Origin of the sequence: Faecalicatena contorta (assembly GCF_022835095.1) — a bacterium.
Classification (GTDB): Bacteria; Bacillota; Clostridia; order Lachnospirales; family Lachnospiraceae; genus Faecalicatena; species Faecalicatena contorta.
Genome location: NZ_BQNQ01000001.1, coordinates 529,204 through 542,621, shown reverse-complemented (window position 1 = coordinate 542,621; position 13,418 = coordinate 529,204). Strand labels below are relative to the sequence as shown.

Sequence of the window (13,418 nt, the reverse complement as noted above, 5' to 3'; positions counted from 1 at the left end):
ACCTCCTTTAATGCGCGCTGAATACGGATTTTGCAAGGCTTCCCGTCTTGAAAAGCGTAAAACACAAGAGGACGGTATAGCCCATGCAAGACCAGATCGCGCCGGATATGTCGTCGGTTGCTGCGATTGTCTGTATCAATACCGCGTAAATGCCGACGCACACAAGAATTAAAAACGCTTGGAAACCGAGGGCAAGCAAGGATTTCAAATAATTCTGTCCCATGCCGCCCCATTCGTGATTTACCATTGTCGCAACGGGGATAGGGGCAATACTCGTTACAAGGTATATTTCAATCATGCGACCGTACACCACAAGCATAATGCAGATAGAGAGGGCTTTCATGGTAAGCCCCACAAAGAGGGATTGAAACCATAGCCCCAAAAGCCCGCCGACGCTCATAGCGTCCAGCTTTGCTTCTATGTCGGTGATAACGGTTGCAATATCTATGCTTGTGTCGGATAGGATAACGCCCGCGCTGTCGTTGACGACGCTCTGCGTAACGTCGAAAACACCCATGACGATGTTCCAAGTATTTGTTACCAGCAGCACCGCAACAAAGGTTTTGAAAATCCATTTGAAAAATATCCAAGTGTCGAGATCGTGCAGATTGTTTTTCTCAATTACAAGCTGGATTAGTTCGTAGCACATGACAAAGGTAATGATAACGCCCGCAATCGGCACAATGACGTTTTCCGAAAGGCTGCGTATCATATTGAATATACCCGCGTTCCACCCGGCGGGGGTTGTGCCGACTTGCGTTACGATTTCTCCAACCTCTGTATTTACGCTGTCGAACAGCCCGGAGAGATTAGAGAGTATTCCGTCTGTCAAAATGCCCCGGAACCAATCTTCAATCATCTGCCATATCAAAAGCTAATCCCTCCTTTCCCGCGCCCTCCCGTTTCCGAGAGGGCGCGGCGGGTAGTATTAGGTTGTGGCATTATCCAAACAGGCCGGAGAGCAGCGGGACAAGGGTAAGGCCAATCAAGGCGACGCCGCCGCCCGCCATAAGCTGTTTCATGCCCTGCGATTTCGCGCCGGGGTTATCGTTGCCGTACCCCTCCATGAGGTTAATGCCGCCCCAAATGCCAAGTCCTGCGCCAAGCGCGATTACCAAAGTCTGCAATACGTCAACTGCGCTGTTGAAAAAATCCATATAAACCTCGCTTTCTGCCGCTAAAACGGCTCAAAAAATGTTGTGGGAAATAAAAATGCCGCCGTTACGTTTCGGCGGCTGCGTCCTCGTCGGACAAATCTATTTCGTATATGTCAAAAGGTTCGTCGGGCTTTACGATTGCCGGACGGGTGGACATATACCGTTCAACGTCAAAAGCGTTTTTCTTGTCGAAGTCGGAAAGGTACTTGTAGTTCGGGTGCTGCGTTATATCGTATTTGTCGCTGAAAAATGGGCGCACGCCGCGCAACTGCAAAATACATTTTCCTCCGTCCATAACTGCGATTTCGTCCTGTGTCATCAACTCCTTTCCCAATTTTTGATAATTGAGGCCATGAGAAACCTGCGTGCCGCGATTTTCGGAAGTGTTGAAACTGTCGATTGTTTCCCGTCCCAAGTTTTCCGAAATATCCTTTGCATTTTTCCCGCGCCCTCCCAAAAACAAGGTGCTGTCGGCATTGTCAAGTATGATTTCTGCCGCGTCCTTGTAAATGGCTTTTAGCTGGCTCTGCGATTGCAGAATGATAGAAGCCGATATTTCCCGGCTGCGGATTGTGGCAATCAATTTTTCAAACTGCGGGATTTGCCCGAATAGCGATAGGTAAGCCTCTGGTGTTTCCACCTCGGGCTTTTCCCCCGCTCCACACCGTGCGTGATAGTTTCCCATCACACGGCGTTCCACCGACTAAGATTACTTTTTAGTGCCTATATAGTTCTCGAATTGTATTTCTTCCAGCTCCCTGTGTTTTCGGAACTTATTGATTTTATTTTGCATTTCTTCGGTCAATGGCAGGTCTGCAAGTATCTTACCTATTACTGTAGTTTTCGTTGCACCTACCAGTTTTGACACTTCTTTTGACAAGAGAATTAAATTCTTGTATGTGTCATTCCGCTCTCCCTTGCAAGGTTTGATATGCTGGCACACCATGTCTGAAACTGTCAGCGCATTGTGTGTTACCGCACATTTCCCTCTTTGCGATATATATCTTGACAGAGCGTTGTCTGCCATCTCCAACGTTGGATAGAGATGGGCGTTTTCCATCATATACTTCATGACCTCGTAACTGATACAGTTTTCGATGTCTGAATATTTCCTTGCATATTTGTTGACTTCACGCCTTTTATATTTCGGATATTCATATGCCACATATCCTGCCGGGATAATCATTCTTCCCTTTATCCATCGGAACTGCTTTGATTTCCCATACTTCTCCTGTATGAACTTGCTGGTAATCTCTCCTTGCCGCTCAATGGGGAAACTGCGGTTGTTATGATTCATGCCGTTACTTTTCCCGTTGACTTTATAAGAGATTTCCGCAAAGTCTGCTGATACCATCGTTGCCATACAGTAGTAATTGTGCATTCCCATGACCATAGCATTATAAAGGCTGATATTGCGGTCAATCTCGCTTTGCTTGCTCGGGTTTTTTATATCTTTCCAAACGTCGCTCAGTTTTTTAATGACCTTAACTTTGCTCTTGTCTGCTATGTGGGAGCGTATTATCCACTTACTGCCTTTTGGCACGACTTTAAACTTAATTCCAAGAAAAGTCGTATAATTCTTTTGCAGGTTTGTGATTCCCGATTTTTCATCGCTGGTCTGCAAATGAAGATTCTCTGCAAGCCAGAGTTTTGTGGCACACATTACTTTCTTTGCTGTTGCATAATCCCGGCAGAACAACTTAAAATCGTCCGCATATCTTACGATATACATTTCTTTCAGTCCGGTTTTTGCTCTCAGCTTATTCCACTTCTGCGTTCTGTCCACTGTAAGGACGTTTCCCTCTTTATCAGTCTTGTCAAACTCTAAACCTGTTTTTCCCTCTCTGATTTTAAACATTTCCCACTGACCGGCTATCCACCAGTCCAGTTCATTCAATACTACATTTGCAAGAAGTGGGGATAGAATCCCCCCTGTGGAGTACCTGTTTCTGGCTCAATGGTTATGTCATTGAACAGGATTTCTGCCTTTAGCATCTGTTTGATAATCATAATCAGCTTTCTGTCCTGTATTCCAATCCCCCACAACTGCCGAATGAGCTTACCGTGGTCGATATTATCAAAGAAGCCAACAATGTCCACGTCAACTACAAAGTGCAGATTTTGCAACTGTGCCATTTTATAACACTGTGCGATTGCATTCTGTGTTGACCTGTATGGTCTGAAACCGTTGTTCCGCTCATGGAATTTCGCTTCACAAATCGGCTCCAGTATCTGTAGGATACACTGCTGTATCAGTCTGTCCCAGATACTCGGAATCCCCAATGGTCTGGTCTTTCCGTTATCTTTGGGGATTTCTACCCGTCTGACCTTTTTGGGCTGATAATAGTTCAACTTGTTTCTGACAGTTTTAATGACCGTTTCGATGGGAAGTGACTGTATTGCTTCAATCGTTTTCCCGTCTGTGCCGGGGGTTTTGCTTCCCCCGCTTTTGCAGATGTTGCGGTACGCAAGCATGATATTCTGCTCTGACACTATCAGTGGCATGAGCCTGTCAAATATCTTAGCGTTCAGGCTGTTTTCATATAACTGATAGCCTGTTTCTTTAGCGTCATATCTTTCTGCATTCCGCTCTGCTCTATTTACAATTCGTTTTGCCATAGTAACCAGCTCCTTGTCGGAGAATGATTTTTTCTTAGTCGCACCACGACAGCTATGAAAATCTCCTTTTGGTGATTACTATATAGACATGAAAGAAAATCTTAGTATCGGCTTGAGGCTATCCCTCCACCGCTTATTATCACGGCTTCACAGGTACTGTGCCTCTACTCTCACAACCATTAATGTGCTTATTGTAGAAGAAGTTCTTTCTGTGCTTCTTCCTTTTCGACACAAATACGGTACTTTGCCGCTGATACAGTCAGCTCCCGTATTGGCTGCTTTCCACGTTCCACATAACTTAGGATTGTTGCCACTTAGGTCGTTCCTTTAGCCCTGCAAGCATTATCTTCAAGGAGAATCCTTAAGATACCTGCGCCCTGTAAGCGCAGAGGGCATTTCATACTAACAACTTTTACTTTGCCCCGCTTGCGTACCTCTGGTACACTTGCATTTCTACAAGCCATTCGTTTAGAGCCGTACATTCGGAACTTTGTCAGACCGCCTTTTTGGTCATTCTAACCATATGGCAACCCCACCCGCACTGTCACACACAACCCGTACCTCTACGAATCTTTCCTCGCCTTCCGGCGTTAGGGTGTGCTTCGCACGACTTCCCCGAGCTCGATAACCCCAGCCGTCTGTATCCGGCTGACGCTATTCGGAGTATTAGTGAATCCCCTTCCGGGCGTTGCCCCTTCATTTGAGATTTCAGTTATGCAGTTCTCTAAAACCACATTTATTAAGTTATTTGTGACTTTAGGCTACGCTTTTGTCGGTTATTCCCACCGTTTTGGGCGTAGAACGTGTCACACTGTTTGCAAACTCGTCTAACAAGCACCGCACATGGACGGGCAGTTTGCCGCCGTATTCATCGTCGGCCTTGTCGCAAAGCAAATTGAAAAGCTGCGATTGCAGCATAGCGATAACAAAATTAAACGTGCTGTCCGTATCGCTCATTATGAGAAAAAGCGCGGTCTTTCTGTCGCCTAACGTATCAAGTTCTAATTCGTCGTAGGACATGAGATCGCGGAGTTCCTTTATATCGAAAGGGGCAAGCCGCGCACCGCAAGAAATAAGGATTGATTTTGCTGTCTTGCCCGCCGCTAATTTGTACTTTCGGTACTGCTTCACCGCGAAATGGTCGGGGTCGCGTTCCTCCAAGTCGGCAAACAGCAGATCGACGGGGCTTTGATATTCCTCGTCGTCCTCGCGGGCTTCGCTGGCGTTGATAAGTTCCAACAGGGTAATAAAGTTCTTTTCCGCTGCGGGGGCTTCGTACCAGATGTAGCCCACCAACGCGCAATACAAAAGCCGTTCTGCCTTTACCCAAAAATCCTCTGCGCTTTTTTCGCCCTCACCTTTGGTATTCGCTATCAACGTATTTACCAGCTTCAAAATATCTTTCTCGCTGCGGATATACACAAAGGGGTTGTAGTGCATGGATTTTTTGAAGTTAATCGTATTCAATACCTTAATGCGGTAGCCTGCCCGTTGCAGCAGCTTCCCGCACTCAATCAAAACCGTACCTTTCGGGTCTGTCAAGACGTAAGAGGAATGAAGCTGCATTAAATATGAGGTAGGCACCCTGCGCCTTGCTGACTTTCATCAGTAGGTTTCAGGGAGCCGCCTCCCAAACCGGACGTACACCTCTCAGCGTATCCGGCTTTCCATGAATCACCTTGATTCTTTGGTTTCGTGTAAGAGTTCAAAGCAGTCAGGGCAGAGAGCCAGAGATTTTCTTCTCATTTTCAGCATTTTCTGCTCAAATATATCCCTGCCTTTCAGCGATTTCAGCGTTCTTACGTGGTGCATACATAAATAGTCTGCATGTTCCCCGCAAATCTCGCATACTCCGGCTTTTATGCGGTTTACTATCGTGTGCCTGCTGTCATATTTCCTATAACTCGGCATAACGTCTGCCACATTGTCATAGCCGTCGCTGTGCTTTCTGAATCCATCATGGTAAAATTCGCAGTATTTACGTCCCTTAGTTGTATCGTATGGGATTCTCAGTACTCCGTTTACCATGTGCCGCTTCTTAATAACACTGACATTCGTTCTGTGCTTTCCTGCCAGAGTTTTTAACATGCTGTACCGCACCATGTAGTAATACTTGTGCAATGCGCCTACGTTTTCTGCTATCCGATAGAAGTTATATAACCCTCGAATTTCGGAATTGAAAGTAGACACAATCTCTGCGTCGCTGCGGTTCATCAGGTCTTTCCTTGGCATAGGCCGCCACATTTCTTTGCCTGTGTCATTGTTGCGTTTCACCTGTATCGCTCCCCGTTCCATCGCTTTTTTAATCCATTTTTCTTTCGGCATATACAGGAATACTTTTCCATACCACACCCGTTTCATGTCGCCGTTTTTACAACGCTTCATGTTCTTGGAATGGATTACTTTGAAATCGTACCCCAGATAGCGTACCGGCTTACTGGAATGGGTGACTTTCGTCTTTTCCTCGGACATTTCCAAATGCAGTTTTTCTTGGAGAAAGATTTTTACATCTTCCTTGATTTTTTCTGCGTCCTTTTTGGAGCCGATAACGCCGATTACAAAATCATCGGCGTAACGGTTGTACTGGATTTTCTTGAAGCCTTCCTCAAACGGATTGTAATAGTGCTGATTCATCTTCTTCCTTCTGGAATCCTTAAATTCTTTTACCAGTTCAGGAGTTGATTTTTCTGCGCCCATTAACGCTTTACGTGCCTTTCTGTATCTCCGGGACGCCCGCTCGTATTCTCTGGTCGTCCTTCTGCGTTCTGGCTCGCAATCATACTTTTCTTTGTATTCCTGCATATAGTTGTCCAGTTCGCTGAGGTAGATGTTTGCACATATCGGACTGATACCGCTGCCCTGCGGAACACCGGAGTAGGTGCAGTTGTACTGCCATTGTTCCATATATCCGGCTTTCAGGAACTTCCAGATTAGACCGATAAAAGCCTCGTCTGAAATCCTTTTCCGCAGTAATTCAACCAACACATGATGGTCGAAGTTATCAAAGCACGCCTTAATGTCTCCCTCGACAATCCATGTAACACCTGTGAAGTTTTTCTTCACTTGCGTAAGTGCCGTGTGACAGCTTCTTTTTGGTCTGAAACCGTGTGAATTGTTGCTGAATGTCGGCTCATAGATTGCTTCAAGAATCATTCTGACCACTTCCTGCACTAACTTATCATCAGTAGAAGTGATTCCCAACGGGCGAAGTTTCCCGTTCTTTTTAGGAATGTACTTTCTTTTTGCAGGCTTTGGCTGATATGTCCTGTTGCGTATGGATTCAATAATCCGGTTAATTCTCGGCAGGCTCATGTTGTCCAGCGTCTGCCCGTCTACCCCCTGCGTCATGCTCCCCTGCGATTTCGCAATGTTCGCATATGCAAGGAGATAGAACTCTGGATTGTATAGGTTGCGATATAATCTTTCATATTTGTAGTTACTTACACTTGCCTTTTCTTCAAGGCTTTTCAAGACATGAATCGGATTTCTCATAGTGTCTCACACACCATCCTTTCTGTTTTGAAAATGATTCACTGTTCCCCTTTGCCATGTAGACGGCTTTCCCGTCCGCAGACTACTATGGGAACTCTGTTGCCATGGTGAATATTCAGAACCCCGCATTTCAGCGTTTTCATAGCCTTTCGGCATTTCACTTTAGGCAATCCCCGTTTAGTACGGTATAAACAAGCGTTCCACGTTGTCGGTATGTGACGTTCGCCTTTTTCCACTTTCCCGTGGCTGAACCTGCTCCGAGTATCAGCAGCCGCATAGCCAAACAATGCGACTGTCAGGAACACTGACGAGTACAACCTCTCTACGTCAGGGGTACGCTCTTGGTCCCGATTTCAGGCTGTCATTCAAGCAGTCTAGCTTCCATCCTCATACGTGGATTTTCATTCCGTCACGCCGGCGCTTCTGAGGCTTCAGCGCCCCGTGTCCTCCGTCATGCTATGGTCGCCCTCCGGTTTCCCTTTTGGGGTAAGACGGGGAATGATAGGTTGCGGCACAATGCCGCTTGATACTTTTACCTACTACTTGCTCAAGGTAGGATTTATACCGCCCTTACGGGCGCACTAGGCTTGACGAAAAACCTTGTTTTTCCGCTGCCGCTGCCGCCGATCACGACGACGTTCTTATTTCTCGCGTACTTCGGCTGCTTCGGGCGGCTGTTCATGGTAAGCCGTTCCGTCTGCGTCAAAATGATGTTGTTTTGAAACTCCGGGTCTATGTAGGGCTTTATATCTTCGGCGTTGCCCCATCGGGCAGAGCCGTACTCCGCGCCCTTGCGGTATTTCTTCGCGTTTTTCCCTTTGACATAGACAATCAAGCGGATAACCACCGCGCCGACAATGCCGACAAGCAAATCCAGAGGGTAAATGCTCGGCAAGGCGTTTTCAAAGGCTGCGGAAAATCCTTTTGTGATATTCAGTATCTTTGCGGATATATCCGCGCCGGGGGCAAGCCGCACCGCCTGTCCGACTTTATCAAAGAGATAGACAAAGAACACATAGGGGATATTCGGAAGTATCAGCTTTTTGTAGTTTATCTGCTTCATATCTCGCGCCCCCTGTCCATTTTCTTTACCTTGTCGCGGGCGGCGTTAAGCTGCTTCGCCTTGTCCTTTGCAGCGGCAAGGGCTTTGCGGATAGAGGGCTTTTTATCCCGGTTCAGCTTCTTTGCAGAAAACTCTTGAAACGCTGCGGTCATAACGTCTGCGTCCCGGCCTTTGAAAAACACAAGGTAACGGGTCTGTTCACCCTTAACCTTTTTCAGCGAAAAATCTATGTTGTATTTCTTCGCCGTACTCTCAAAGGCTTTAATATTGCTGTCGGTGATCTCGATGTTGGAAACGCCCGCGTTCTGCTTCATAAGCTGCCGCATGGTCTGTTTCCCATGTGCGGGCTTGCTTTTCTGCTCCAAAAACTTTTGGATTGCTTTCTGCAACGCCTGTTCGGTAAGCCGCGCCGCGCCTTTTCCCACTTTGACGTATAGGGCAATCGTTTTTTGGGTTACTTCTTCCTGCAAGGTATCAACTCCTTTCCCGGTAAAGTGCGGCTATGCTCATTCGCCGCCGTATAAGTCGTGATTGACAAGGGCGGTATAGTAGCTGTCAATGGTACTCGGCGCGTTGAACAGCACCGCTTTTAGATACTGCTTGATGTTGCGCACTTTGGTTGTGTTCTCCCTCATGCAATCCAAAACGAACTCAATATGGCTGCTGTTCAGCTTCAAAAACTTTGATTTCACTAATTCGGCGGGGTAGTCGTCCCCGGCAATACGGATTGTCTTTCGCGCTGTGCAGACGGTTTCCAGCATAAGGTCAACAATCTCGTCCAAGCGGTCTTTGTCAATTTTGCAGTTTTGAATGAGATGGTCGTATTCGATATTGTCCTTGATAATCTCCCTGTAAATCTCTACTGCGCTATTGCTTTTCGCTTCCGTTCTTTTCCTTTCCGACGGCGTAGCCGCTTTGCCCTGTTCGAAGGGCAAGGGATTTAGGGAATGGAATGGAAAGGAATGGGTACTTGATAAATCAGTAATTGATTGTTCTTTACTTGATATATCTTTATTTAATTGCGTTGGATTTTCCAACGTAGGTTTTTCCTGCGTAGGTTTTTCCAACGTTGGATTATCCAATGTTGGATTTTCCAATGTAGGTAAATCCAATATAGGCGGCTGTCCGCCGCTGGTAGCTGCTTCCGGCTCTCGCGGCTGCGGCTGCTCGTATATGACGTAATCCGCGCCCCGCAAGCGTCCCTTTTCGTCGCGTTCCCGGCTGCGCACGATATATCCGGCTTTTTCGAGTTCCTTTACCGCTTCGCGGATTGCGTCGATCTTCTCCCGGTTGATATGGGATAAGCCCGCAAGGGTATAATCCCAATCCTCCGGCAAAGACAGCATTTGCGACAACAAGCCCTTTGCCTTTAAGGACAATTCCTTGTTGCGCAAGTGGTGGTTGCTCATAACGGTATATCCCGTATTTCGCTCCACTCTGAAAACTGCCATTTTTCCTCACTTCCTCTCTTGATCTGCGTGGACAATTAGAAAGCCGTTTTCGGCGGTTTTGGTATTGCAATATGCCCTTTGCCGTTTTCGCGTCTGCAAAGCCGCATGGCACAAGGGCTTTTGCCCGTCTATTTGTCCATGCTGGCGGGCGTTTTCCGCGTCCTTTTGCCGGGGCAATAGGGACACTTTTTGAAAACGCAAAACTCATATTTCCATTGTGGGCGGTAGAAACGGCAAGTGCCGCAATCTTCATCATCTCCGGCACAACCGGATTGATAGCGGTCAAATCCCGGCTTCTGCTGCATGAGCAGTTCAAATGCCCGCTGCTTGCCCTTTGTGAAATACATTCCGGCTGCGCCTCCTTTCCTGCGGGCATAAAAAAACGCCACAACTTCTTTGAAGCTGCGGCGTAGTATGCAGAAAGGGACGCTATCTTTCGATAACGTCCCTTTTGCTTGGTTATTCACTTGTAACCTGTTTGCCCGCTGTCCTTAAAACGCGATGATATAAGGGTTTTTGCTTGTTTTCTTATCTCACCGCGCTTAAAGGCAGGACTTTTTTCTCTATGTCATCAAATTCTGATTAAGCAAGCTTCATTGGGTTGATTTTTACACCAGGTCCCATTGTGGATGTCAGTGTTACACTCTTCAAATACTGACCTTTAACAGCTGCCGGTTTTGCCTTGATGATTGCATCGATAAGCGTCTGGAAGTTGTCCGCTAACTGTTCTTCGGTAAAGGATGCCTTACCGATCGGCACATGGATAATGTTTGTTTTGTCCAATCTGTACTCAATCTTACCAGCTTTGATGTCGTTGATGGCTTTTGTTACATCCATAGTAACTGTACCGGCCTTCGGGTTAGGCATCAGACCTTTTGGTCCGAGTACACGTCCGAGACGTCCAACAACGCCCATCATGTCAGGTGTAGCTACGACAACATCAAATTCAAACCATCCCTCGTTCTGGATCTTCGGGATCAGTTCATCGCCTCCCACGTAATCTGCTCCAGCTGCTTTCGCCTCTTCAGCTTTTGCATCTTTCGCAAATACAAGGATACGAACCTTTTTACCTGTTCCGTGCGGCAGTACAACTGCACCACGAATCTGCTGGTCTGCATGACGTCCGTCACAACCTGTTCTGATATGAGCTTCGATTGTTTCGTCAAATTTAGCTACTGCTGCTTTTTTAACTAATGCTACTGCGTCTGCCTTCTCGTACAGGTTTCCCTTTTCGATCAGTTTCGCAGCTTCGATATATTTTTTTCCTCGTTTCATCTTAAATAACCTCCTTGTGGTATTGGCGGGATCGTGCCCCTCCCACTTATTTCAACTTCGTTAAGTGTACTAAGCTCGAAAATACCTTACTTAATCTACTATTCTTCAACAACTACACCCATGGAACGGCATGTTCCTGCTACCATGCTCATAGCTGCCTCAAGTGTTGCAGCATTTAAGTCCGGCATCTTTGTCTTTGCGATCTCTTCTAACTGAGCTTTTGTGATCGTCGCAACTTTTGTCTTGTTCGGAACACCTGAACCGGATTTGATGTTGCAGGCTTTCTTGATCAGAACTGCTGCCGGCGGTGTCTTTGTTACGAAGCTGAAGCTTCTGTCATTGTATACTGTGATAACAACAGGAATGATCAGGTCTCCCTGGTCTGCTGTTCTTGCGTTGAACTGCTTTGTAAATTCAACGATATTCACACCGTGCTGTCCAAGCGCAGGACCTACCGGTGGTGCTGGTGTAGCTTTACCAGCTGGAATCTGTAATTTAATATAACCTTCTACTTTTTTTGCCATTTTTAATTACCTCCTTGTGGTATTGGCGGGATCTGAATCCCTCCCACGGTTTTTAATCCATCTTTCTTACTTCTGCGAAACCGAGTTCAACCGGTGTCTCACGGCCAAACAGCTCTACATTGATAGACAGGCTCTGCTTCTGCTCATTCAAAGACTGAATGACACCCACAGTCCCTTCCCATGCACCGCTGAGCACGGTCACGGTATCGCCTACTGCAAACTCTACGATGACGTTCTCCTGCCTGATTCCGAGTCTGTTCATCTCTTCTTCCTCAAGCGGAACAGGTTTGGATCCGGGACCAACAAAGCCGGTCACGCCTCTGGTATTACGAACTACATACCAGGTATCGTCATTCATAATCATATGAATCATGACGTATCCCGGAAACATCTTCTTCTGGCTGGCTTTCTGGACACCGTTCTTCAGTTCGATCACTTCCTGCATAGGAACCCTGACCTCCAGAATCTGATCTTCCAGATGACGATTTTCAATTGCCTTATCAATATTTGCTTTTACTTTGTTCTCATACCCGGAATAGGTATGAACTACATACCATTTTGCCTCTGACATAAAATCACCTTTCTGCTGCGGCTGTTTACTTAACCAACAGATCAATTCCATATTTTAGGATTGCATCGATTACCGAAATCAATACCCCCAATAATATAGAAACCGAAACGACTGCCGTGGTCTGTTTTGCAAGTGTTTTTTTGTCTGGCCAAATGACTTTCTTAAACTCTGCCTGAAGCCCTTTGAACCAGCTCTTCTTCTGAGTTTTTGCTGTTTTCTCACCCATGCCATCCACTTCCTTCCAACGACTATTTCGTTTCTTTGTGCAGTGTGTGTGATTTACAGAACTTACAGTACTTCTTCGTCTCCATGCGGTCCGGATGAGCTTTCTTATCCTTGGTCATGTTGTAATTACGATGCTTGCATTCTGTACATTCCAGTGTGATTCTTGTGCGCACAACTTCCACCTCGCTTTTTTCTTATTCACTACGTGTTACATGATGGTTGCGAAGCCATCTAAATTTAGGCATAAAAAAAAGACCTACTTCCATTCGCTAGAGCATTGTACCACAGCAAGCGGACAGAAGTCAAGCCTTTTCGCCAATTCCGGCTATTCAATCACGTGATTTCTTATAATTGCACGGATGCTTTCATTCAGATAGGGCTTCAGCTCCTGATAACTGATCGGGTCGTTCTCCAGTATCGTACTGTAAGACGTGGAACTAGCAAGCTCTATAATAAGGAAAAGCATGGTCTCGGGCGCCCTCAGTTTTACATCCGGATTTTCTGTTACCATTTTATGAAAGAAGCCCATGACATCTATTTCGGCGTCTGATTCATTTTTCGTAATTGCCTGCCTGAAGATGCCCCAGCTCAGGTTCTTAGAGATAAATCGCAGCACCGCCCTGCTTTTCGCCATCTCATCCAGGACATAATCTACTATAAATATAATTTTGTCTTCAAATGCCGGGATCTGAGCCTGCTCTAATGCATCGTGGGCCGCCATGAAAAGCCGCCCTGCCGTCTTGGCAATCAGCCTGTCCCGAATCTCATACTTGTCTTTAAAATAGAGATAAAATGTCCCCTTAGCCACTCCTGCTTTCTGAACGATATCGTGGATCGACGTCTTGGAAATCCCCTGTGTCAGAAACAAGTCATACGCACTCTTAAACAGTGCCTCTAATTTCTGCTGCTTGTTTTCGTCAACTTTTCCCATAATTTTCCCCACTCTTTCGATTAATTTTTTCGTTTCCGGCCAGAACCCTGCCATAAACAGACACGCCGCCAGCCCATGAAATCTGCCGTGGGTACCGGGGCTTGTTTAAA

At 46.4% G+C, this 13,418-nt stretch carries 15 protein-coding genes and 3 pseudogenes; 1 reads left to right on the top strand and 17 read right to left on the bottom strand.

Features of this window, described 5'->3' with window-relative positions:
* Positions 1-7: 7 nt before the first annotated feature.
* The 11 genes and pseudogenes from MWG26_RS02425 to MWG26_RS02385 all read right to left on the bottom strand — a co-directional run bounded on the left by MWG26_RS02425 (position 8) and on the right by MWG26_RS02385 (position 9,782).
* Positions 8-859: a VirB6/TrbL-like conjugal transfer protein, CD1112 family gene (locus MWG26_RS02425; RefSeq protein ID WP_118555928.1), complete on the bottom strand. Its 852-nt coding sequence runs from the start codon at positions 857-859 to the stop codon at positions 8-10.
* 82 nt (positions 860-941) lie between these two features.
* Positions 942-1,157 (bottom strand): Maff2 family mobile element protein, encoded by a 216-nt coding sequence (locus tag MWG26_RS02420; RefSeq protein ID WP_002604482.1) that lies wholly within the window; start codon positions 1,155-1,157, stop codon positions 942-944.
* Between the two features lie 64 nt (positions 1,158-1,221).
* Positions 1,222-1,764: pseudogene (locus tag MWG26_RS02415) on the bottom strand (type IV secretory system conjugative DNA transfer family protein); the annotation flags it as partial.
* A gap of 102 nt (positions 1,765-1,866) precedes the next feature.
* Positions 1,867-3,015, bottom strand: coding sequence for an RNA-dependent RNA polymerase family protein (locus MWG26_RS02410; RefSeq protein ID WP_330615971.1), 1,149 nt, complete (start codon positions 3,013-3,015; stop codon positions 1,867-1,869).
* 41 nt (positions 3,016-3,056) lie between these two features.
* Positions 3,057-3,776 (bottom strand): reverse transcriptase domain-containing protein, encoded by a 720-nt coding sequence (locus MWG26_RS22880; protein ID WP_207658940.1) that lies wholly within the window; start codon positions 3,774-3,776, stop codon positions 3,057-3,059.
* A gap of 188 nt (positions 3,777-3,964) precedes the next feature.
* Positions 3,965-4,090: a hypothetical protein gene (locus MWG26_RS22670; RefSeq protein WP_270629529.1), complete on the bottom strand. Its 126-nt coding sequence runs from the start codon at positions 4,088-4,090 to the stop codon at positions 3,965-3,967.
* A 499-nt stretch (positions 4,091-4,589) separates the two neighbouring features.
* Positions 4,590-5,345 (bottom strand): annotated as a pseudogene (locus tag MWG26_RS02405) (VirD4-like conjugal transfer protein, CD1115 family); the annotation flags it as partial.
* A 105-nt stretch (positions 5,346-5,450) separates the two neighbouring features.
* On the bottom strand, positions 5,451-7,268 hold the full coding sequence (locus tag MWG26_RS02400) for a reverse transcriptase domain-containing protein (protein ID WP_003504504.1): 1,818 nt from the start codon (positions 7,266-7,268) through the stop codon (positions 5,451-5,453).
* 580 nt (positions 7,269-7,848) lie between these two features.
* Positions 7,849-8,331, bottom strand: a pseudogene (locus tag MWG26_RS02395) (recombinase); the annotation flags it as partial.
* Positions 8,328-8,801, bottom strand: coding sequence for a PcfB family protein (locus MWG26_RS02390; RefSeq protein ID WP_118555766.1), 474 nt, complete (start codon positions 8,799-8,801; stop codon positions 8,328-8,330). The pseudogene MWG26_RS02395 and the gene MWG26_RS02390, both read right to left, overlap by 4 nt.
* 36 nt (positions 8,802-8,837) lie before the next feature.
* Positions 8,838-9,782: a DUF6017 domain-containing protein gene (locus MWG26_RS02385; protein ID WP_118555767.1), complete on the bottom strand. Its 945-nt coding sequence runs from the start codon at positions 9,780-9,782 to the stop codon at positions 8,838-8,840.
* Between the two features lie 71 nt (positions 9,783-9,853).
* Between MWG26_RS02385 and MWG26_RS22875 the strand changes: the two genes are divergently transcribed.
* Positions 9,854-10,195 carry a hypothetical protein gene (locus tag MWG26_RS22875; RefSeq protein WP_199679560.1) on the top strand — a complete coding sequence of 114 codons (342 nt, stop codon included), beginning with the start codon at positions 9,854-9,856 and terminating at the stop codon, positions 10,193-10,195.
* Between the two features lie 169 nt (positions 10,196-10,364).
* Here MWG26_RS22875 and rplA read toward each other — a convergent pair whose 3' ends face one another.
* The 6 genes from rplA to MWG26_RS02350 form a co-directional block, all read right to left on the bottom strand.
* The gene (gene rplA, locus MWG26_RS02375; RefSeq protein ID WP_025654505.1) at positions 10,365-11,057 is read right to left on the bottom strand and encodes a 50S ribosomal protein L1; all 693 of its coding nucleotides are present in this window, start codon (positions 11,055-11,057) and stop codon (positions 10,365-10,367) included.
* Between the two features lie 98 nt (positions 11,058-11,155).
* Positions 11,156-11,581 carry a 50S ribosomal protein L11 gene (rplK, locus tag MWG26_RS02370; RefSeq protein ID WP_025654504.1) on the bottom strand — a complete coding sequence of 142 codons (426 nt, stop codon included), beginning with the start codon at positions 11,579-11,581 and terminating at the stop codon, positions 11,156-11,158.
* Between the two features lie 52 nt (positions 11,582-11,633).
* Positions 11,634-12,152 carry a transcription termination/antitermination protein NusG gene (gene nusG, locus MWG26_RS02365; RefSeq protein ID WP_025654503.1) on the bottom strand — a complete coding sequence of 173 codons (519 nt, stop codon included), beginning with the start codon at positions 12,150-12,152 and terminating at the stop codon, positions 11,634-11,636.
* A 25-nt stretch (positions 12,153-12,177) separates the two neighbouring features.
* The gene (secE, locus tag MWG26_RS02360; protein WP_025654502.1) at positions 12,178-12,378 is read right to left on the bottom strand and encodes a preprotein translocase subunit SecE; all 201 of its coding nucleotides are present in this window, start codon (positions 12,376-12,378) and stop codon (positions 12,178-12,180) included.
* A 22-nt stretch (positions 12,379-12,400) separates the two neighbouring features.
* A complete protein-coding gene (gene rpmG / locus MWG26_RS02355; protein ID WP_009001657.1) occupies positions 12,401-12,550 on the bottom strand; it encodes a 50S ribosomal protein L33 in 150 nt (49 codons plus the stop codon).
* A 152-nt stretch (positions 12,551-12,702) separates the two neighbouring features.
* On the bottom strand, positions 12,703-13,308 hold the full coding sequence (locus tag MWG26_RS02350) for a TetR/AcrR family transcriptional regulator (RefSeq protein WP_025654501.1): 606 nt from the start codon (positions 13,306-13,308) through the stop codon (positions 12,703-12,705).
* Positions 13,309-13,418: the final 110 nt, after the last annotated feature.